The sequence below is a fragment of the Haloarcula mannanilytica genome (assembly GCF_005406125.1).
GTDB classification, from domain to species: domain Archaea; phylum Halobacteriota; class Halobacteria; order Halobacteriales; family Haloarculaceae; genus Haloarcula; species Haloarcula mannanilytica.
On sequence record NZ_BIXZ01000002.1, the window covers coordinates 351,518 to 372,365 of the forward strand.

The 20,848-nt window shown below is 65.4% G+C and carries 22 protein-coding genes; 14 read left to right on the plus strand and 8 right to left on the minus strand.

Going from position 1 to position 20,848, the window contains the following annotated elements:
* Positions 1-39 precede the first annotated feature (39 nt).
* Entirely contained in the window at positions 40-411 is a 372-nt protein-coding gene (locus Harman_RS08920; protein ID WP_137683453.1) for a cupin domain-containing protein, read from the plus strand.
* Between the two features lie 30 nt (positions 412-441).
* On the opposite strand, the gene Harman_RS08925 is transcribed toward Harman_RS08920, so the two are convergent.
* Entirely contained in the window at positions 442-654 is a 213-nt protein-coding gene (locus Harman_RS08925) for a hypothetical protein (RefSeq protein WP_004517684.1), read from the minus strand.
* 59 nt (positions 655-713) lie between these two features.
* On the opposite strand from Harman_RS08925, the gene Harman_RS08930 reads away from it, so the two are divergent.
* The 3 genes from Harman_RS08930 to Harman_RS08940 all read left to right on the plus strand — a co-directional run bounded on the left by Harman_RS08930 (position 714) and on the right by Harman_RS08940 (position 1,777).
* Positions 714-1,028, plus strand: a complete 315-nt coding sequence (locus Harman_RS08930; RefSeq protein WP_137683454.1) for a hypothetical protein — start codon at positions 714-716, stop codon at positions 1,026-1,028.
* Positions 1,029-1,057: 29 nt separating this feature from the next.
* Positions 1,058-1,471, plus strand: coding sequence for an SRPBCC family protein (locus tag Harman_RS08935; protein WP_137683455.1), 414 nt, complete (start codon positions 1,058-1,060; stop codon positions 1,469-1,471).
* Positions 1,472-1,570: 99 nt separating this feature from the next.
* On the plus strand, positions 1,571-1,777 hold the full coding sequence (locus Harman_RS08940; RefSeq protein ID WP_137683456.1) for a hypothetical protein: 207 nt from the start codon (positions 1,571-1,573) through the stop codon (positions 1,775-1,777).
* On the opposite strand, the gene Harman_RS08945 is transcribed toward Harman_RS08940, so the two are convergent.
* Complete coding sequence (locus Harman_RS08945; protein ID WP_137683457.1) at positions 1,774-3,048, minus strand: CobW family GTP-binding protein; 1,275 nt, start codon at positions 3,046-3,048, stop codon at positions 1,774-1,776. The two genes, Harman_RS08940 and Harman_RS08945, sit on opposite strands and share 4 nt — an antisense overlap.
* A 170-nt stretch (positions 3,049-3,218) precedes the next feature.
* On the opposite strand from Harman_RS08945, the gene Harman_RS08950 reads away from it, so the two are divergent.
* The 3 genes from Harman_RS08950 (at position 3,219) to Harman_RS08960 (ending at position 6,559) form a co-directional block, all read left to right on the plus strand.
* Positions 3,219-3,515, plus strand: coding sequence for a hypothetical protein (locus Harman_RS08950; protein WP_004959670.1), 297 nt, complete (start codon positions 3,219-3,221; stop codon positions 3,513-3,515).
* Positions 3,515-4,489: an ArsA family ATPase gene (locus Harman_RS08955; RefSeq protein ID WP_137683458.1), complete on the plus strand. Its 975-nt coding sequence runs from the start codon at positions 3,515-3,517 to the stop codon at positions 4,487-4,489. The genes Harman_RS08950 and Harman_RS08955 overlap by 1 nt, the downstream gene beginning before the upstream one ends.
* 174 nt (positions 4,490-4,663) lie before the next feature.
* Positions 4,664-6,559, plus strand: coding sequence for a carbon starvation CstA family protein (locus Harman_RS08960; RefSeq protein WP_137683459.1), 1,896 nt, complete (start codon positions 4,664-4,666; stop codon positions 6,557-6,559).
* Positions 6,560-6,600: 41 nt separating this feature from the next.
* On the opposite strand, the gene Harman_RS08965 is transcribed toward Harman_RS08960, so the two are convergent.
* Both Harman_RS08965 and Harman_RS08970 read right to left on the minus strand, forming a co-directional pair.
* A complete protein-coding gene (locus Harman_RS08965) occupies positions 6,601-7,200 on the minus strand; it encodes a DUF6517 family protein (protein WP_137683460.1) in 600 nt (199 codons plus the stop codon).
* Positions 7,197-7,880: a hypothetical protein gene (locus Harman_RS08970; protein WP_137683461.1), complete on the minus strand. Its 684-nt coding sequence runs from the start codon at positions 7,878-7,880 to the stop codon at positions 7,197-7,199. Before Harman_RS08970 ends, Harman_RS08965 begins: the two co-directional genes overlap by 4 nt.
* Before the next feature lie 176 nt (positions 7,881-8,056).
* On the opposite strand from Harman_RS08970, the gene Harman_RS08975 reads away from it, so the two are divergent.
* Entirely contained in the window at positions 8,057-8,272 is a 216-nt protein-coding gene (locus Harman_RS08975; RefSeq protein ID WP_137683462.1) for a hypothetical protein, read from the plus strand.
* Positions 8,273-8,277: 5 nt separating this feature from the next.
* On the opposite strand, the gene Harman_RS08980 is transcribed toward Harman_RS08975, so the two are convergent.
* Positions 8,278-9,477 (minus strand): inorganic phosphate transporter, encoded by a 1,200-nt coding sequence (locus Harman_RS08980; RefSeq protein WP_137683463.1) that lies wholly within the window; start codon positions 9,475-9,477, stop codon positions 8,278-8,280.
* 140 nt (positions 9,478-9,617) lie between these two features.
* Complete coding sequence (locus Harman_RS08985; RefSeq protein ID WP_137683464.1) at positions 9,618-10,238, minus strand: conditioned medium-induced protein 4; 621 nt, start codon at positions 10,236-10,238, stop codon at positions 9,618-9,620.
* A gap of 143 nt (positions 10,239-10,381) precedes the next feature.
* Here Harman_RS08985 and Harman_RS08990 point away from each other — a divergent pair, with 143 nt between their 5' ends.
* The 3 genes from Harman_RS08990 to Harman_RS09000 all read left to right on the plus strand — a co-directional run bounded on the left by Harman_RS08990 (position 10,382) and on the right by Harman_RS09000 (position 13,874).
* Complete coding sequence (locus tag Harman_RS08990) at positions 10,382-12,517, plus strand: (Fe-S)-binding protein (protein WP_137683465.1); 2,136 nt, start codon at positions 10,382-10,384, stop codon at positions 12,515-12,517.
* A 46-nt stretch (positions 12,518-12,563) separates the two neighbouring features.
* The gene (locus Harman_RS08995) at positions 12,564-12,767 is read left to right on the plus strand and encodes a hypothetical protein (protein WP_137683466.1); all 204 of its coding nucleotides are present in this window, start codon (positions 12,564-12,566) and stop codon (positions 12,765-12,767) included.
* 369 nt (positions 12,768-13,136) lie between these two features.
* Entirely contained in the window at positions 13,137-13,874 is a 738-nt protein-coding gene (locus tag Harman_RS09000) for a competence/damage-inducible protein A (protein WP_137683467.1), read from the plus strand.
* A gap of 6 nt (positions 13,875-13,880) precedes the next feature.
* On the opposite strand, the gene Harman_RS21225 is transcribed toward Harman_RS09000, so the two are convergent.
* Entirely contained in the window at positions 13,881-14,570 is a 690-nt protein-coding gene (locus Harman_RS21225; RefSeq protein WP_160140679.1) for a hypothetical protein, read from the minus strand.
* A 147-nt stretch (positions 14,571-14,717) separates the two neighbouring features.
* Between Harman_RS21225 and hemB the strand changes: the two genes are divergently transcribed.
* The 3 genes from hemB (at position 14,718) to Harman_RS09020 (ending at position 20,085) form a co-directional block, all read left to right on the plus strand.
* Positions 14,718-15,698, plus strand: a complete 981-nt coding sequence (gene hemB, locus Harman_RS09010; protein WP_137683468.1) for a porphobilinogen synthase — start codon at positions 14,718-14,720, stop codon at positions 15,696-15,698.
* A gap of 103 nt (positions 15,699-15,801) precedes the next feature.
* Positions 15,802-16,194 (plus strand): nuclear transport factor 2 family protein, encoded by a 393-nt coding sequence (locus Harman_RS09015; protein WP_137683469.1) that lies wholly within the window; start codon positions 15,802-15,804, stop codon positions 16,192-16,194.
* 171 nt (positions 16,195-16,365) lie between these two features.
* A complete protein-coding gene (locus Harman_RS09020; protein ID WP_137683470.1) occupies positions 16,366-20,085 on the plus strand; it encodes a glycoside hydrolase family 97 catalytic domain-containing protein in 3,720 nt (1,239 codons plus the stop codon).
* Here Harman_RS09020 and hisA read toward each other — a convergent pair.
* Positions 20,082-20,816, minus strand: coding sequence for a 1-(5-phosphoribosyl)-5-[(5-phosphoribosylamino)methylideneamino]imidazole-4-carboxamide isomerase (gene hisA / locus Harman_RS09025; protein ID WP_137683471.1), 735 nt, complete (start codon positions 20,814-20,816; stop codon positions 20,082-20,084). The two genes, Harman_RS09020 and hisA, sit on opposite strands and share 4 nt — an antisense overlap.
* Positions 20,817-20,848 lie beyond the last annotated feature (32 nt).

The following is a 20,848-nucleotide window of genomic DNA, read 5'->3' on the forward strand; positions in this document are numbered from 1 at the left end:
AGCGGTCGTTTTAGGACGGTCGGGGTCGACAGCGACGGTATGGGCTATCACCACTTCGCGGTCGACGACATCGAACCGACACCGGACCGGCCCAGCGTCCAGCGCTCTATCAGCGACGCGGCCGGACTGGACAACGCCGCTGTCAACGTCTACGAGGTCGCTCCCGGCGATGACATCCCGCTGGCGTATCACTACCACGACGATCAGGAAGAGCTGTTTTACGTCCTCTCGGGGACGCTCGCCGTCGAGACGCCCGAGGGGACCTACGAAGTCGACGAAAACGAGGTGTTCGTCGTCGAACCGGACAGCCCCCAGCGGGCGCACAACCCCGAGTCGGCGACCGAATCGGTGAAAACCATCGTCATCGGCGCGCCCGCAGTGGACGACGTGCATCCGTACGACCCCGAGTGAACAAAGCCCCGCGGCCGCTCTGCAGGACCGCTACTGGAGCGTGATGGCGTAGGTCAGCGCAAACAGCAGTATCGCGCCAGTCGCGACGTTTATCGCCGTCAGTTCCGCCGCGCCGATGACGCTTAGCCCCCAGACGATGGTGGCCGCAAACGCCGTCGAGAGCACGACGTTCATGGCGATGAGTACCCGCGGGTCACCTTGCGAGCCGCTTGCCCCCTCCTCGAACCCGTTCGCGTCGCTCATGCCCACGACCACGGACGGGATGCCCCTTAGCTCTTTGGCAGGCAGCCCCAACGTGACGTATGGACGTTCGGAACCGCGACGGGGACTCGATCGATCCGGTCCCGTTTCTCGTCTGCACCGCGATGGCGGTGCTGCTGCTGTTCTCGCTCGGCCCGCTGTACGGCCTCGCCTACGGACTCCCGGTGTGGGCCGGCCTGGCCGTTTCGACGGTCGGGACCGTCGCCGTCTCCGCCGTCGCCTATCACCGCCTCGTGTGGACAGCGCCACCGCCCTGGGTACAGATATCCCCGCAGCTCCGCTTCCAGCGCCTCATCTACATCGGCGTCGCCTTCGCTGTCCTTCTCGTAGCCGTTTCGGCCCCGCTGGCCCTGTGATTTACTACCCCGGGCGCACGTGGACTGGTATGCGCGAGGTCGAACGCTCTCGGTTCGTGATGGCGCAGCCACCGGCTGTCCACCGCACACTCTCACCAGAGGCAGTCGTCGCGGCGGAGGGAACGTTCACCGTAACGGCCGTCGAGGAGACGGACGCCGGGACGCTCGTTACCGCCGCCGGCCCGGGAATGTCGGTGCCGCTTCGCTTCGAATCGCTGGATGACGGGCTCCGGTACACCGCCGAGGGCGAGGTCGGCCCCTTCGACCATCTGGAGACGCGAATCACTGTCACGCCGGAGGAAAACGGCTCCCGGCTCACGATGCGATCGACCGTCTCGCTGAACCTGCCCCTGCCCTTCGCTGACCGCATCGCCGCCTGGAAGCGCGGCAACGAGCTAGAGCGGGCCATCGAGGCCCTGGCCGCCGACGTGCCCGGGGTCTGACCGGCGATAGGCGACGCTAAACGATGCGACCGCCGCTGGTCGTGAGACGACTGCGCACGACCACGATGTGTTTAGTGGCTGTAACATAAATATACAATTATGAGCATTCTCGACAGCGTCAAGGAGGCACTCACGTCACAGTCGGATGCGAAGTCCCGCCCCGACGACGGGTCGAAGGGCGCGTACTGGTGTGACGACTGCGGCGTTCGTATCCGGGATGTCGAACTGGACGGCGAACCAGTCTGTCCCGACTGCGGCGAGGAGATGCGCTTCGAGCGCGCGGCCGGCCGGGATTGTGCCTGCTAGGGGCTCCGAACGACCGTCTCCTCGCCCTGTTCTGTCGGGAACGGCCCCGTGAGCGAGCCGGCGTCATCCCATTCTTCGTCCGTGACGAGCGCGTCGTCCAGCGCCGTCCGAAGGGCGTCTTCGTCGTAGTCTGTCCCGATGAACACCAGTTCAGTCCGGCGGTCGCCGTGCTCGTCGTGCCAGTCGAGGTCCGGCCGGTTCGCGCGGTACATGTCCCGCTCGACTTCGGGGAGACTCGCAATCCAGGGACCCTGGGCTTCGGCCCGTATCGAGGGGCCGGCCTGGCCGAGGACGACGCGGAAGTCGTTGCCCGCCAGCCAGACAGTTCCCTTCGACCGGACGACGCTCGCCGGGAGGTCCCGCAGCACATCTGCCAGCCGGACGGGGTGGAACGGCCGGCGGCGGCGGTAGGTGAAGGAGGTGATACCGTACACGTCCTCTGGATGACTGTGGCTGGCGTGTCCGTGGCTGCTATCGCCCTCAGCATCGTGGTCGTGGCCGTCGTCGTGGCTGTGTCCCGCTTCGGCCAGGGCTCGCTTCCAGCCCGGCAGGTCGTTAATTTCGTTCTGGTCGAACAGGTCTCTGTCGAACAGCCGGTCCGGGGCGACCTGTGAGAACGTCGTTCGGATGGTCTCTGCGTCGGGCTGTAGCGCTCCCACCAGTTCCTCGGCCTCGTCGAGTTCCGCATCGGAACAGAGGTCTGCCTTGTTCAGGAGGACGATGTTCGAGAGTTCGACCTGCTCAACCATGAGGTCCGAGAGCGGGCGGTCGGCGTCCTCGGTCGTGGCGTCGCCGCTGTCTCCATCGGCGCTTGTTTCGCCGATTTCGCGGCGCTTCGGCGTCTCGCCCGCAAAAGAATCGAGAAACAGCCTGGTATCCAGTACCGTCACGAGCGTGTCGACCCGATACAGCGCGGCCACACGCGACTCGGTGGTAAACAGCCGCGCCACAGGAGCCGGCTCGGAGATGCCCGAGGATTCGACGACCAGCGCGTCGAAATTACGGTCGTTCGCAAGCCGGACGACTGCGGTTTCGAGGTCGTCCTGCAGTTCACAGCAGATACAGCCGTTCGACAGCTCCGCGACGCCGTCGTCCACGTCGAGTTCGGACCCCTCGGCGATGAGTTCCGCGTCGACGTTGACCGTCCCCATGTCGTTGACCAGAACGGCGATGTCGCGGTCGCCGGCCTCGGTCAGTAGGTGGTTCAGCAGCGTCGTCTTCCCGGCCCCGAGGCTTCCGGAGAGAATCGTGACGGGAATCGTGTCGCGCATACCGCCCGTTATGGGTCGGCACCCTTCAAATCGTGCCTCCTTTCCGGCGAGCGGACACGACCGTAGCGGCTCCCGGTGAACGGACCCGAGGCGACGGGCCAGCGAACGGACGCCATCGGCGGACACCCCCGACAGCTTTTACTCCGTACCTCCCGCACACATGACCCACGATGGAACTGGCCGACCGAATCGAGCGCTTTCGCCGGACGCTGCGGGAGTGGGCCCGCGGACTGTACCACGGCATGATAACGCATCCGGCCTACGAGAAAATCGAGAAGGAAGCCGAGGACATCGAGGACGCGTTCATGCTCGCCTGCTTCCCCGACGCCTTCGGCATCCCGTCGCCGGTGTCGTACTACACCGCCGAACTGTTGCCCTATCTCGAAGACACGTTCGAGGCCTGGGAGCGGCGGCTGTGGGACCGTGGGTCGTACATCGAACGCAAGGGCCAGCAGTACCACTTCTGATGGAACCGTTCGTCTTCTTCGGCGGCAAGGGCGGGGTCGGCAAGACCACCGTCTCCTGTGCCTACGGCGTCAAGTCCGCGCGGGCGGGTCTGGAGACACTCGTCGTCTCGACGGACCCGGCCCATTCGGTGACCGACGTGTTCGACCAGCCATTCAGCGACGACCCCGAATCCGTCAAGGGCATCGACGGGCTCGACGCGATGGAGATCGACCCCGAGACCGAGACCCAGCGCCACCTCGACGGCATCCGCAACGACCTCTCCGAGCAGGTATCGGCGGCGATGGTCAACGAGATAAACCAGCAGCTAGAGATGGCCCACCAGACGCCGGGGGCCTACGAGTCGGCCCTGTTCGACCGCTTCGTCGACGTGATGCGTAACGCCGACCCGTATGACCGGGTCGTCTTCGACACCTCGCCGACCGGCAGCACGCTCCGCCTGCTCGGCCTGCCGGAGTTCCTCGAAGGATGGATCGACCGGCTGATGCACAAACGCGAGAAGAGCATCGACCTCTTCGAGAAGGCCGCAATCGGCAACAACGAGCCCCGGCGCGTGATGGACGGCGACCCGGTGCTGGCCCGCCTGCAGGACCGCAAGGAGTTCTTCGAGTTCGCCGGCGGGGCGCTCCAGGCCGACGCCGCCTTCTTCCTCGTGCTCAACCCCGACCAGCTCTCGGTCAACGAAACCCGCCGCGCTATCGACGAGATGCGGGAGCGTGACCTCTCAGTGCGGGGACTCGTTGCGAACAAGCTCACGCCCGAACCGGACCCCGGCGAAGACGGCCGCGGGGCTCGGTATCTCCGGGACCGGGTCGCCACGGAGACCGAGCGGCTCAAGGAGGTCCGCGAGACGCTCGATCCCCCGCTGGTCGCGGAAATCACGACCCGCACGGCGGAGGTAAAAGGCGACCTGCTCGATGATGTCGCCGCCGAACTCGCTGTCGAGACCGATGCCGAAGCGCCGACGTTCGTCTGAGATGACAGGATCCGCTCATGTGTGGTCCGTGCACGACCGATAAGTAATCAGATATTGGATTTTCGTTGATAGTCGATACGGGGGCGTCAGTGCAGGTTTTGACGGGCCTGAGAATTGTAGGAAATATATAATAACTATTAATAGCCCTATCTTGGTTAATATTCATGCAGAACCATGACTCAAGTAATCTGGATCGTACTGGCTGTACTGGTGACGTTCAGCGTGGGGTATCTGGGGTACTCGAAATACCTCGCGCGGTTCCTCGAACTCGACAACGACAACGAGACACCGGCACACAAGTACGAAGACGGGCAGGAGTACGTGCCCTCGAAGAAACCGGTGTTGCTCGGCCACCACTACTCCAGTATTGCGGGTGGGGCACCGATTGTCGGACCGATAACGGCCGGTGCAGTGTGGGGCTGGGTCCCCGCCCTGCTGTGGATTGCCATCGGTAACCCGCTGATGGGCAGCGTCCACGACTTCGTCTCGCTGTCTGGCTCACTCAGACACGAAGGGAAGTCCATCGGCTACATCATCGGTGAGTACATCGGGGAGGGGGGGAAGAACATGCTGCTGTGGTTCGCCTTCCTCACTATCATCCTCGTCGTCGCGGTGTTCGCGCTGGTGGTCGCCATCGTCTTCGACGCGTTCCCGCAAGTGACGACCGCGAGTTTCGTCTACATCGCACTGGCCCTGCTGTTAGGGGTGTACCTCTACCAGCTGAACGGGCCGTTCATTCCCGGGACCGTTGTGTTCGTTACTCTGGTGTTCGCCGGTGTGTACGCGGGGATTCAGTACCCGTTCGCGCTGTTCCCGGCCGTCGGCGACGCGAGCTACCCCGCAGGCACGCTCGTTCTCGCAGACGTCCTGAACCTGGGCAGCGGCCAGTGGATTCCCGGCTCCTCTGCGACGGCGATGAACCCCAACCGTGCGGCGTGGGTGCCGATAATCATGGTCTACGCGGGTATTGCGAGCGCGCTCCCGGTGTGGGTGCTGCTCCAGCCGCGTGACTACCTGTCGTCATTCCTGCTGTACGCCGGCGTCGGCGGCGCGCTGCTGGCCGTCATTGTCGGCACGATATTCGGCACGGCCGCAACCGAAAGCGGCTCCCTGGTCATCGCGGACTCGATGGGTGCGTTCAACGGCTTCTGGGGTGTCGAGGGTGCGGGTCTCGCACCGCTGTTCCCGCTCCTGTTCATCACTATCGCCTGTGGGACAATCAGTGGCTTCCACTCGCTGGTGTCCTCCGGGACGACGGCCAAGCAGTTGAACAAGGAGACCGACGCTCGCCTCATCGGATACGGTGGGATGCTCGGCGAGGGGCTGCTGGCCGCCGTCGCACTGTCGACGCTCGCCGTGGCCGGCTTCGCCGACCCAGCCGGTGGTATCGGTGCTGCGCTACCGAACTTCGCAACGGGCGGCGGAATCATCTTCACCAGTCTCTTTATCCCCGAGTCGTTCGGGGCACCGTTCATGGCGCTCGTCCTGGTGAGTTTCCTGCTGACCTCGACGGACACGGCCGTTCGACTCGGCCGGTACATGATGGAGGAAATCGTCGGCCTCGAAGCGGGCCAGACCGCATCCGGCTTTAACGTCGGCGGCGGCATCCGTTCGACGCTCGGTGAAATCGGGCGTGGCCGTTACACGAATCCGCTCGTGCAGGCCATCCCGGCCTATCTGATGGTCATTTCCGGCGAATGGCTCACGCTGTGGGCCCTGTTCGGCGGTGCGAACCAGCTGCTCGCGGCGCTGGCGCTGCTGACTGCGACTATCTGGCTCGCCAACTGGGACGACAGCAAGCAGCTGTACTCCACGGGCGTGCCGATGGCGATTATGACGACCATCACGATCCTGGGACTGGCCTGGCTGGCGTTCTACAGCAACCTCTACCAGAACATCATCCAGGGCGGTGCTGCTGACACCGCAGCCCTCATCTCGTCGGGCGTCCAGATGGTGCTAGCGCTGGTCCTCATCGGCCTCGCGCTGGCGTTGGTCAAAAAGGGCTACGACAACATCAGTACCGTCCGCGGACGGGCTGGTGGCGCTGCAGTCGAACCGAGCGACGACTGACACACAGCCGTTTTTCGTTTATTTTTCGCCATCAGCGCCAGCTACGCGTCCCGCGTGACCGCGTCGAACGGCGGCGCAGCGTCGTCCGGCGCGGTCGCTATCGCCGTCACCGAGTCCGCGCCGGCACGGACGCGAATCCGTGCGAGGTCACGCTCGCTGCCGTCGAGCGTCGCCGTTGCTGCCATCTGTGTCGTTTCGGTCCCGAGCAACGTCGCCGACCCGCTTTCGGCCCACGCCGAGACGGAGCCGACATCGCCGCCAGTCGCAAGCGCGACGACGCGGGCGTCGTCGACCGCGGTCAGCGGGTCACGGACGATTTCGGGCTGGTCGACGACTTGTACGGCCGGGGCGGTCAGGAGCCCGAACCGCTCCCCGCTTGGCGACTCGTACACGCGCTGGAACACCGTTGCGATCACATCCTGCCGGGACGTTAGTTCCACGTCACCGGAGAAATCAACTGTGACTGTCGTCTCGATGGTGGGGTTATCCTCGGCAACGAGCGAGTACTCGCTTGACTCGGGAAGTACCGCTGGCGCGGTCGCGCTGGCCTCGATCGGCTCGCTCTCCTCCGGCAGGGCGCGACAGCCGGCCAGCGCTGCCGAACAGGCGACGACGAAGCCGCGGCGCGTCGGTGGCCTCATTGCCAAAACCGCTTGGCGAGCCGCGAGAGGAATCCCTCGCTCGGCGTCGTCACGTCCTCCCAGAGGACAAAGGCCTCGACCACGTCGGCGGCCTCGCCGGCGACTGCCTCCTGTTCGTCGGGCACGACGACGCCCAGATTGACCTCGTAGTGGCCGTAGTAGCCGAACTTCAACAGCGTTCGCTCGCGCTGGCCGTCGACGAACGCCCGCACCTCGTCGGGCAGTTCGTCGGCGACAAGGACGAACGTGAAATCCGTCCGGTAGTGTTCCTCGTTCGGCGTGACCCGCTTATCGGCCAGGTCGTGGCCCAGTTCGACCAGCCGCTTCAGTTCGCCGACCGTCGGCCGGTCGACGCGGCGGGCGTAGAGGTACTCCTCGGACTCGTGGTCGCCGTAGGACAGCGCCGGGTGGAAGAACTGCTTCTGGTTCAGGACCCGCATCTCGCCGTAGAGGTCCCAGCGCTCGCCCCGGAGCCGGTGGTCCCGCTCCAGCGTGTAGTTGTACATCAGCCGGTCGCTCACCCGGTCGAGGTAGGGGTCGTCGGTCCAGTGTGGGACCTCCTCGACGATCTCCTCGGGAAGCTCCGACTTCGGGACCGCACCAGTTACGGGGTCCTCCCAACTGTCCGCGCTGTAGTCCGGGGACTCCTCGGCCGACCCGGATTCGGACTCCCCGCTCATGGCGCTGCATCGCGTGGACGGTCAGTTCCCACCGGTGCCTTGCCGCGGTACTTCATACCATGCCGATACCGTGTCGGACTCTTAAGGGCGTCGGTCAGTGTGCGGTCGTTCACGGGCCGTACACGACCGCCTCGGCAAGTTTTTTACGCTGGCTCCATAATTAATCACTAACAATCATGGCGAAAGACACCGAAGCCTGCGGGCGCTGTTCGATGACAGTCGTCGTCGACGCTGTCGATGAGACAGCGGGCGAGCAGATTCGCGACCCGTTCGGCGAGGACCGTATCGAAGTCGACCAGCGCGACATCGAACGCGCCTCGCCCGAAGCCTGGATAGGACGGCTTTCGACGCGCGTCAACGAGGCCGTGAGCCGCTACGTCTGGGGTCGCTAACTGCGTCAGAGCACCGTGTCAATAGCCCAGAACAGCCCGTAGCTCAGCCCGAACGCCAGCGCGAGCGATCCGACCCAGGCCAGCACCGTCTTGCCCATCTTCTCTCGACTGACTTCGCCGCCGCCAGCGGCCGCGCCGGAACCGACGATAGCGGAGACGATGATCTCGTTGAACGACACCGGGATACCGAAGAAAACGGCCGCCTGCGCGATGATGAAACTCGGAATCAACGCGCCGATAGAGCGCCGCGGTCCCAGCGAGGAGTAGTCCTGTGCTAGCGCCTTGATCATCCGGGGCGCGCCCGTCCACGAGCCGATGAGGAGGCCGAGCCCACCGAACAGCAGGACCCCGGTGATGGGGATGGCCGCCGTCGGCCCCTCGCCGAGCAGGGGCACCAGCGGCCCCAGCGCCAGCCCGACCTGGCTCCCGCCGGCGGAGAAGGCCACGAGCCCGCCCATCACCAGCAGGAAGTGGCGTTGCCCGGCCGCCGAATCCGCTCTGATGTCCAGGTACAACAGTCCGGTTGCGAGCGCCGCGGCAAGGAGCGTGACCGCGACCATCGACGGGAGTATCGGGGTCCCGGCCGCCCGTGCGACGGCCCGGGCGACCGACACCTGCTCGCTGCCCGGGGCCAGCAGGACGAACTCGATGTTCGCCAGGATTGCGCCGACGAGGCCACCTAGCAGCGGTACGAGCCGTTCTTCCGTGGTAGCTTCGTGGCGGAGCGACCACGCCGTTCCGAAGGCGATGCCGCCGCCGACGAAGGGCGTGAGCACCCACAGCGAGACGATTTCGATGTATTTCGCAGTGGCCGGCTGGCCGCCCATCGCCAGCCCGACGCCGACGACCGCGCCGGTGACGGTAAACGCCGTCGCGATGGGGTAGCCGGTGAAGATGCCGACCGCGACCAGCGCCGCCGCGGTGATGAGGGCGACGATAGCGGCGATTGCCGAGAGACCGCCGCCGCTCGGGAACAAGACGAGTTCGCTCCCGACGGCCTCCGTGACGTTGGCCCCCTGCAGGACCGCGCCGGCCAGTCCGAGGATACCAACGAAGAACCCGGCCCGCATCACCGAGATCGCGTTCGCACCGACGGCCGGCGCGAACGGAGTGGACCCGGACGACCCGGCACCGATGGCCCAGGCCATGAACAGACTCGCCGCTGACGCGACAACAAGTGTCACAATCGTACTCGTCGCGACCATCTGTCACGGCGTTTGCCCTGCCCTACAATGAGCCTACCGTTCGCGCGGCCGATTCTGGGCGTTTGCGTCCGATGACAGCCGGGCCTTGCCGCGCTCGTTATCGGGAAGCAGCGACACCGACTGCAGAAGTGGTCTCCGAGTCACATCGACACGTCGGCGTCGGAGTCCAGCGAGTCGATGTCCTCGGTGGCTTCGTCGAGGCCGTCCTCGCGGAGGGCGGCGGCGTGCTGTGTCGACAGTCCGGCGTCAGTGAGCACGTCCTCGAACTCGCTCTGGAAGCGGTGGGAGACCCGGCGGGCGGCGTCCTGTGCGGCGACGACGCGGCGGTAGTGGGCGGCCCAGGACTCGTCGATGTCGAACTCGTCGGCGAGGTCGGCGACTGACGGGTCGTCGGCGGCGACGCGGCGGCGGAACTCGGCCAGGTCAAACGGTGCCTCTGTGTCCTCGTCGCGGAGGAGATGGAGGTCCAGCCGCGCCGCGACCACGTCGGGCTCGTCCGCCCCGATCTCGGCCGCGATAGCCCCGTCGTCGCTGCCCTCGTAGAACAGTCGGACAACTGTCACCAGCGCGTCGTCACCGAGATCGGTCTGGAACTCGTACCGCTCGCGCATCCGCGCGATAACATCACCGAGCCGGTCCGCGACACCGGCCTCGTCAGTATCGGCCAGGGTGCCTCTCGAAGCCTCCTGTGACTCCGTCACAGCCTCCTCGTCGGAGACATCCATGAAGATGTCACGGAGCTCTTCGGTCTTCTCGTCCATCGAACTTTAGACTCCGTCTCCGGAGGGATATATCTGTCGGACGGGTAAGGTAAACGCGAGAAACTTTCAACACAGCTGAAATTCATGCGGGACGGCGCGGGGGCGTGACAAAGTTTAAGCGGCCACAATGTGCGTGTTAGCGTATGTCACTGACGCTCCAGACAGCCACTCGTCCCACGTTCTGGCGCATCGGCGACGTGGGGAAGGCGCTGTTTTACTATCTCGCAGCGCTCGCCATCGTCGTCTTTTGCTACGGCGTGTACGACCGCGTCACCCGTTACGCCCGTGGCAGCGAAGACCCCTTCGAGCGGCTGGATGACCTGCCACAGCGGACGGTTGCGGCGGCGCAGCTAGCCCTGTCAAACCGCAAGCAACTGGACCGGGACACCGTTGCGGGTGTGATGCACGCCTTCGTCGTCTGGGGGTTTCTGACGCTGCTTATCGGGACGACGATTCTCGGCATCGATATGGACCTGTATCGTCCGCTGACCGGGGAGTCTTTCTTTGTCGGTCGGTTCTACCTCTCCTATTCGTTCGTGATGGACGCGATGGGGCTGCTGTTCGTCGTCGGCGTCGGCGTGGCGCTGTGGCGGCGCTACGGCCGCCGGATGGAGCGTCTGCACGACCGGCACACCTCCCGTGAGGACGACCTGTTTCTGGGCGCGCTGTTCGTGCTCGGTGTCGGCGGCTACCTCACCGAAGCGGTGCGGATTCTCGGCACCTCGACCGTTCGAGATGTCTCCTTCGAGACGGTGAGTTTCGTCGGCTGGTCGCTCAAAGAAATACTCGTGATGGCCGGGATGACACCCGAGATGGCCGCCACCGCCTATCCCTTCGTCTGGTGGAGCCACTCGCTGGTCGCGCTGTGGTTCGTCGCCTGGATTCCCTACGCGAAGCCGTTCCACATGCTCTCGTCGTTCGCCAACCTCATCGCCCGCGACGAGAAGGCCGGGGTGCGACTGCCGGGCGTGCCAAGCGACGCCAGTCCCGAGGAGATCGGTCCCAGTGACATCGACGACTTCTCCTGGAAGCAGTTGCTCGACCACGACGCCTGTACCAAGTGCGGCCGCTGTTCCTCGGTCTGTCCGGCAAAGGCCGCCGGGCGGCCGCTGGACCCGCGCAACGTCATTCTGGACCTGAAACGCTACCGTGAGGAACGCGACGCCGGCGGTGAGGACGTGCCCATCATCGCCGACGGGGGTGCCGCGAGCGCAGCGAGGGGCGCGTCGTCGGACGAGTCCGACGGAAGGACCTCGGTCATCGACGCCCACACGATGGAATCCTGCATGGCCTGTATGGCCTGCATGGATGCTTGCCCGGTCGACATCGAACACGTCACGCAGTTCACCGAGATGAACCGCCGGCTCACGGAAGCCGGCGAGATGGACGAACACGTCCAAGACGCGATGATGAACGTGTTCCAGCACGGCAACACCTTCGGCGACCCCGAGCGCGCCCGGCCGGACTGGACCGAGGAACTCGACTTCGAGGTGCCAGACGCCCGCGACCAAGCCGTCGAGTACCTCTGGTACGTCGGCGATTATCCGAGCTACGACGAGCGCAACCAGAAGATCGCCCGCGCCCTCGCTCGCGTCTTCGAGGCCGCCGGCGTGGACTACGGCATCCTCTACGAGGCCGAGCAGACCGACGGCAACGACGTGCGCCGCGTGGGCGAAGAAGGCCTCTACGAGATGCTCGTCGAGGACAACGCCGCCGCCATCACCGACTGCGAGTTCGAGTCCATCGTCACGACGGACCCCCACGCCTACAACACGTTCATGAACGAATACCCCGAGTTCGATGCCTGCGAATGGGGCGAGGACGACGTGTTCCACTACACGCAGGTCGTCGCCGACCTCGCCGGTTCGGGCGCACTCGGACTCTCCGGGTCGGAACTGGACTACACCGTCACCTACCACGACCCCTGTCACCTCGGGCGGTACAACGGCGAGTTCGAGGCCCCGCGGGAGCTCATCCGGGCGACCGGGGCCGACCTCCACGAGATGCCGCGCAACCGCGACGACTCCTTCTGCTGTGGCGGCGGCGGAGGCGGCCTCTGGATGGACTTCGAGGAGGAGACCAAACCCAGCGAGGAGCGCCTGCGCGAGGCCCTGGAAGACACCGAGGCGGGCGCGGCCGTCGAGAAGTTCGTCGTCGCCTGCCCGATGTGCATGACGATGTACGAGGACGGCCGCAAGACCGGGGGCTACGAGGATGACCTCGAAATCGTCGGCGTGACGGAACTGCTAGCCGAGGCGGTCGAGGACACTGGAGCCTGACCGCTCGGATGTAAATCCCCAAGTAGGTGAGCGGGGAAGGGCCGCTATGGCCCTCCTCCTGATTCCGGGGTTACCCGGCGCAACGGAACTGGTCGTCATGGTCGTCGTACTGGCGGTGTACGTCGGACTGCCGGCCGCCGGCATGGTGCTCGTCTACAACTTCCTCGACGGCAAGCGCGGCTACGAGCGGCGCATCTCCGAACTCGAACGCAAGGTCGAGGCACTCGAAGCCGAGCTATCCGAGGAGTAACGACTGACCCGGTATGTTACGTTTGACGGGACACTGACATGGCTGTGTACGTCGCGCTGATCACCGTCGGCGCGACGAGTCAGTCTGTCACTTCCCAGGGGCGTGTCTCGGGTTCCTCGCTATCTGTGTTCGACGGGCGGTGCCGGTCCGGGTCGACGGGTTTGAGGCAGTCGACGCAATTGCTGACAAGTACCATGATCTCAGTTAGCACGGCACAGTATATGTATGTTACCGGCATATGGCTAGACTGGATATAATGTCATTATATGCCATTAGTACGAGTTCGTATCGGTACAGCGCAGTGAACTCGGGAGATTGGTTTCCCAGTCGGCCAAACGCTTACCACCGACAGGCCCTCACGGCGGGATAATGGATGTCGCACTGCTCACTGTCGGAGACGAACTGCTGGCCGGAGATACGGAGAACACGAACGCGTCGTGGCTGGGCCGCCAACTCACGGCTGCCGGGGCGAGCGTCACCCGCGTCCTGACTGTGCCCGACGACGAGGGAGTCATCGCCGACGCTGTCGCGCGGTATCACGACGCCTTCGACGCGGTCATTGTCACCGGCGGCATCGGCGGGACGCCCGACGATGTGACGAAGGCCGGGGTCGCGCGGGCCTTTGGCCGCGACCTCGTCGTCCCCGACGACGTGCGGGCACACCTCGAAGCGAAGGCCGAGCAGTTCGCCGAGGACAACCCCGAGATGGTCGACCGCTACGACATGGACCTCGACCTCGACGCGTGGGCGGCAGTCCCCGAGGGCGGCCAGGCGCTGCTGACCGACGAGAGCTTCGCCGCCGGCTGTGTCATCGACCGCGTGTACGTGTTCCCGGGCATCCCCGAGGAACTGAAGGCGATGTACGAGACCGTCGCCGACGAGTTCGACGGCGACCGGACGACCGAGACGATGCACACGCCTGCGCCCGAGGGTGCGCTCGTCAGCCACATCACGGCGGCCCGCGAGCAGTTCGACGTGGCCGTCGGGAGCTACCCCCGCAAGGACGACACGCCGGGGCGGGTGAAGATTTCCGGCGACGACCCGGCGGTCGTCGCCGACGCGGCGGCCTGGCTCTACGAGCGGATAGAGACGGTAGACGGCGAGTGAGCGGGCCTACATGCCACCGCCCGCGCCGCCACAGCCCGCGGCCCCGCCGGCTCCCGCTGCGGTCCCTGCGCACGCGGCGGCCGCGCCCGCGCTGGCTCCGGCGCAGTGAGCCGCGATGGCCGCCTGCCCGCCGCTGTACGCGCCCGTGCCCATCGACTCGGCGTCGAACGGCATCCAGTCGACCGGCGGAATCTCGTCGTCGCCGTTGTCGCGTTCGGCGACGGCCGCTCGGAGCGAATCGAGGTCGAACTCCGGCTCGGTCAGGTATCGCTCTACGAGCGGTGGATTGACGGCGATTCGGCAGTAGATGACCGCGTCCTCCTCTTCGTGGGCGTACGCGAACTGGAAGTCGTAGTGGCGGATGTGTGAGTCGGCGAAGGGCTCGTGCACCGACTCCAGCGCGCGCCCGAGGAACGACCAGACGGTATCGCGGTCGGGCTCGCCGGCGTCTTCGAACAGGAACGTCACCACGGGGACGAGGATGTCGTCGCCGTCGTCGTGGACGTTGACCTTGTTGACCTCCGCGAGGTCCGGGTCCTCGGCAAGTTCCGCGGGTAGCGGGTCGAAGGCCGCGTCGATGGCGTCGTTGGCGGCGTCGCGCTCGTCGCGGTAGTCGGGTGTCAGGTCCGCGAAGCCGAGGCCGTCGAGGAAGTCGTGCAGCTGCTCAGTCACGGAGTCGCTGTCGTCGGAGGGCATCGGCCGAATGTGGTGACGGGACCGTTATAGTTCTCGTGGTTGCGTGACACTTTGTATCACGGCCAGCGAACGGCGCGTCTCGCCGCCCGCAGTACGACGGCCGCCGCAAGCGGTGGGTTCATGCCGCGGACGGCCGGAGACATCGGTATGAACCTGACACAGCGCCCGCGCCGCCTGCGGACCGACGGCGTGCGACCGCTGGTGCGCGAGACGGACCTCTCGGCGTCGGACCTCATCGCGCCGGTGTTCGTCGACGCGACGACCGACGAGCGCGTTCCCATCGAGACGATGCCGGGCCACGAACGGGTCCCCGTCGATGAAGCGGTCGACCGCGTCGAGGAAATCCGCGAAACCGGCGTCGAAGCGGTGATGCTGTTCGGTGTCCCCGAGTCGAAAGACGAGCGCGGGAGCCGCGCCTGGGCCGAGGACGGCGTCGTGCAAGAGGCGACCCGCCGGATCACCAGCGAAACCGACGCCTACGTCATCACGGATGTCTGCCTCTGTGAGTACACCGATCACGGCCACTGTGGCGTTCTCGAAGACGACGCCGCCGAGGACCCGCGGCTGACGGTGCGCAACGACGAGACGTTAGACCTGCTGGGGAAAATTGCCGCGAGCCACGCCGCGGCCGGGGCCGACATGGTCGCGCCGTCGGGGATGATAGACGGGATGGTCGGCGCGATCCGGGAGGCCTTAGACGCGCAGGGCAACACCGACGTACCGATCATGAGCTACGCCGCGAAGTACGAGTCGGCCTTCTACGGCCCGTTCCGGGACGCCGCGGACGGCGCGCCGGCCTTCGGTGACCGCCGGCACTACCAGATGGACCCTGCGAACGCACGCGAGGCCCGCCGCGAGGTCGACCTGGATGTCGAGCAGGGTGCGGACGTGCTGATGGTCAAGCCTGCGCTGCCGTACCTGGACATCGTGAAGGAAATTCGAGAGTCCTATGACCACCCCGTCGCCGCCTACAACGTCTCCGGCGAGTACGCGATGCTCCACGCCGCCGCCGAGAAGGGCTGGCTCGACCTCGAATCGGTCGCCTCCGAGTCGCTGCTGTCCATCAAGCGCGCCGGCGCGGACCTGATTCTCACCTACTTCGCCGAGGACCTCGCAGACGCCCTCTAACTCGGCTACTTTCGGCTAGTCCGCTGCCCAGCCAGCCTGCGGAGGATGTCACTGCCAGCCACTAGGTGGATCAGTGAAGTGGTTTGACACTGTACGGAAGCGCATGAACGCCAGGGAGACTATCGAGGCCTACTACGCGGCGCTTCGGGCCGGCGAGCCGCTCGGTCCGTTCTTCGCCCCGGATACGGACCGCTCAGTCGTCAAATTCGGCATCTCCGAACAGTTGGTCGGGACCGACGCTATCAGGGAGGGACTGCGAGCGCAGACAGAGACGACGAGAGACTGGACTGTCGACAGCAGCGCGCTCCGGGTCACGGAACGCGACGGCTACGCGTGGTTTAGCGACGACGTGACACTGTGCTGGACCGACGCCGAGGGGAAGGTCCGCCACGAGTACGACACCCGCTGGAGCGGGGCCCTCGAAGCCACCGGCGGGGCACGCGAGTGGCAGTTCGTCGGGATGCACGTCAGCACAGGTGACTCGATTGACGGCTGACCGGTAGTCGCTTGCGGTAAAACGACGCAGTTTTTGTCCTGTTTCGTTCCGTCGCGACAGCTGCTCAACGGATGAAATGGCCTTCTATATCATGCTCGATTTGACGAACCGCAAAAGACTAACTGTAATCTGGGTTAACTTTTATTTATTATCCGTTTGAGAGGATTGGTGATGTTTGACGAACAATCACCTCCCAAATCTCAACAGAGTCGAAGACAGTTCCTCGGGGGCGTCGGTTCGCTCCTCGCCGCGTCGGCGTTCTCGGTTTCCGTGTCCGAGGACGCTGCCGCGCAGGTGACAGATGGCGACGACTCGGCCACACAGACCGTCTCATCGCCTGACGGGGCGGTAACTCTCACCGTGGATGTTACCGACGGCGTCGTGACATACGAGGTTGCACACGACGGGACAACGCTCATCGCTGACTCCGAACTGGGCTTCGAGTTCCAGAATCAGGACGCGTTCGGCTCCGACCTTGCAGTCACTGGGAGCGAGCGAACCGAGGTCGATACCACCTGGACGCCGGTCTGGGACCGCTACGACGAGATCGAGGAGCGGTACATGGAACTCCGGCTGGGGGTCGCGGAGTCGTCCGGGCCGGAGCGGTTCGGGACACTCGTCTTCCGGGTGTTCGACGACGGCGTCGGCTTCCGATTCATCTTCGGGGAGCCCTTCGGCGACCAGTTCGTAATCACGTCCGAGCGGACCGAGTACAACTTCGGCGGGGACTACACCTCGTGGTGGATTCCCAACGACTACAACAACTTCGAGGTGGAGTACGAGGAGACGCCGCTGAGCGAGGTCGCTGGCAAACTTGACGGCACTGACTTCGACGGCGTCCACACGCCCATGACGATGCGGACCGACGACGGGCGCTATCTCGCCGTTCACGAGGCCGACCTCACGGATTACGCGTCGCTCGCGCTCACGCCATCGGATGCCGGCGACACGACATTCGAATCGACGCTCGCGCCGCTACCGGACGGGACGAAAGTCTCCGCATCGGCGCCGCACGTCTCCCCGTGGCGGACGATTCAGGTCGGGACTAGCGCCGGCGACCTCATCGAGTCGAATCTGGTGGTGAACCTCAACCAGGACTACGACGAGGACGTGTTCATTCAGGGCGTGGACTGGATCGAACCCCAGAAGTTCATCGGCGTTTGGTGGCTGATGATCACCGGCCGCGCGCAGTGGGAGTACACGACGAACGACGACGGCACCGTCACCGGGAACCACGGCGCACAGACCGGCCGCGCCAAGCAGTACATGGATTTCGCCAGCGAGCACGATATCCCCGGCGTCCTCGTTGAAGGGTGGAACGAGGGCTGGTCGAGCTATCCCGGCGACGGCAGCGACTTCGACTTCACCGAACCGTATCCCGACTTCGACCTGGAGGAAGTCACCGACTACGGGCCGAGCCTCGACTCGCCGACCCAGATGACGATGCACAACGAGACAGCCGGCGATTTCAAGAACTACGAGTCACAGCTCGACGAGGCGTTCTCGCTGTACGACGACCTCGGTATCCGGACCATCAAGAACGGCTACGTCTCCGACAGCGGCGACCTCGCAGGCGAGGGGTTCAATCATCACAATCAGGTGCTGGTCAACCACCACACGCTGGTCGCAGAGACCGCGGCGGCCAACCGGCAGATGCTTGACATGCACGAGCCGATTCACCCGACCGGCCGCCGGCGGACGTACCCGAACCTGCTGACCCGCGAGGGGGTCAAAGGTCAGGAGTACGATTCCTTCGGCGACGTGAGCCCCGAGCACCACGTCACGTTCCCCTTCACACGAATGCTGGGCGGTCCGGTCGAGTACACGCCGGGCATCTTCGATATGGACTCGGGGTCGGGCGGCATCGAATCTACCCGCGCCAAGCAGCTAGCGATGTACCCGACATACTTCAGCGGCCTCCAGATGGCTGCTGACCTCCCCAGTTCCTACCTGGCTGACCAGCCATCGATGGCCGCCGTCGGCGAGGTCGCACAGGCCGAGTGGGGCGACATCGAGGGCTTCTCGACGGCCGCCCGCTGGGCCAACGCCCAGGGCGAGCAGTATGTCGCCATCGACCCCAACAGCGCTTCGCCCGGTGCAACCGTCTCGTGGACAGTCGAAGACGCCAGTGCGGGCGAGTACGACGTTCACTTCCGCTACGCCAGCGACGCTGAGGAGAACGCCGTCGCGCCGGATACCGACCGCACTGCGACGGTGCTGGTCAACGGCAGCGAGGCCGGTCAGGTCACGTTCCCGCCCACTGAATACTGGAATGTCTGGGAGAGCGTCTCGACGACCGTCTCGCTGTCCGGCGACGAAGACGAAATCGCGCTTTCGCTGACAAACCAAGACATCGGTGGCTTCAACCTCGACTCGATGGCCGTCACGGAGTCCGGCGTGTCGATGCCCGCGCCCGAGACGGCTCCCATCCGCGGTGAAACCGTCGACGCGTTCCAGTTCATCGAAGACGTGCCGGCCGCCGGTTGGGACAACACGCGCGTCGTCGACGCCGAAATCGGCGATTACATGGTCACGGCCCGGCAGAAAGACGGCGAGTGGTATCTCGGCACGATGACCGACGAGGGTGGCCGTGCACTCGACGTGCCGCTCGATTTCCTCTCTCCCGCTTCGGACAGCAACGGGCAGGGACCGGGGAATAGCGACGGAAACGGCAATGGAAACAACGGAAACGGCAACGGTGGGGCTCCCAACGGTCCCAAATACGTCGCCGAGATCTACGCCGATGGCATCGACGCAGCCTACGACGAGAATCTGAGCGACGTTCGCGTCGATGAAGCTATCGTCACGCCGGGGACGACCTTGCTGGCGTCGATGGTCGGCAGCGGCGGCACGGCTGTCCGCTTCCGCCGGGCGCAGGGCCAGGAGATCAACGACCTGCCCGAGTACGAGCGGCCCGAACAGGACTTCGATGTTCACATCGGTGACGAGGTGTTCATTCAGGAGTCGTTTATCCAGGCCACTGGGAGCAACAACGGGGCGTTCATCGGCGGGACGACGACGGAACTCCACGTCGACGGCGAGTTCGTCCGGACGGAGAACGTCCGCTTCCCGCCCAACGCTGGCGACGCCACCTACGAGTTCGGCTACAGTATCGACACGGCTGGCGAGTACGACGTGACGGTGGCGCTCCCGGACGGGACAGTGCTTGCTAGCGCGACGGTGACGGTCAAGCCCCCGGCAACGGTGGCCGAACTCACCGACCCGTCCGGCGACGACTACGGCCCCGGCGGATACACCTACCCGACCGCCGACGCGTTCCGGTCGGGCGCATTCGACCTGGAGTCGCTGACAATCGAACAAACGCCGAGCCTTCACCGGTTTACCTTCGAGGTGGCGAATCTCTACGACGCTTTCGGCAGCAGCCGAAACTTCTCGCCGCAGTGGTTCGTCCTCTGGCTCCGCGACCCGAGCGCGGACACCGGGACGACGAGTAGTCTTGACGACATCGGCGCGAACGTCGACTTCGAAGCGCCGTGGCAGTACCGCATCGAAATCAGCGGCTTCTCGAAAAGTGCGGTCGACGCCAGCGGCGCGGCGCTGACCGACGCCGATGGAGATGTCGTTTCGCTCGGCGAGGCCGTCGACGCTGATGCTGGCACTGTCACGATCAGCCTCGACCGCGAGGCCGTCGGCGGCGCGGACGCTGCTGACTTGGAGGTCGTCGCGATGGTGCAGTCCGAGGACCGCGGGTCGCTCCGTTCAGTCGCGGAGACGGCACAGGGCTACGTCTTCGGCGGTGCGAAACCCGGGGCGGTCGAGAACGCCCCGCTCATCATGGACCTGACGACGCCTGAGGGCGTCAGCCAGGCCGACGCGCTGGCCTACAGCACCGACTCTCGGGCCACGCTACCGTTCGTCTCGCTTGACTAAGTGTCGGCCAGCGCGTCTATCGCCGCTTCAAGCGTAAACTGCCCCTCGTAGAGAGCGCTGCCGACGACGACGGCGGCGGCCCCCGCAGACCGCAGCGCCAGCACGTCATCGATAGTCGCTACGCCGCCGCTTGCGATGACCGGGATGTCGACGCTGTCGACCAGCCGGCGGACTGGGTCGGTTCGGACTCCTTCCAGTTGCCCCTCCACGTCCACGTCGGTAAAGAGGATGCCGCCGGCTCCGAGGTCGGCGTAGCGGGCCGCGGCCTCGGCGGGGTCCAGGCCAGTGCCCTCGGTCCACCCCGACACCACGACTTCGCCGTCCTTCGCGTCGAGGCTCACGAGTACACTGCCGGGGTGTTCGTCGCTGATCTCGCGGACGATTTCCGGCGTCTCGACGGCCGCCGTACCGAGGATGACGCGGTCCAGCCCGCGGTCCAGTAGCGAGATGGCGTCCTCGGCGGTCCGGATGCCACCGCCCAGTTGCACGTCCACGTCGGTCCCCACCGCATCTAGGACGGCGTCGATGGCCGCAGCGTTCTGTCGCTCGCCCTCGAACGCACCGTCGAGGTCGACCAGATGGAGCGTCCGCGCGCCGGCGTCGACCCACCGCTGTGCGGCCTCGACCGGGTCGCCGTAGGTCTTCTCCGTGCCGCGTTCGCCGCCGACCAGTTGGACCACCTGTCCGTCCTGCATGTCGACCGCGGGGACGACCTCGAACTCGGGGAACATGGCCGGTGGTCCGGCGGCGGCCGTCGAAAGCG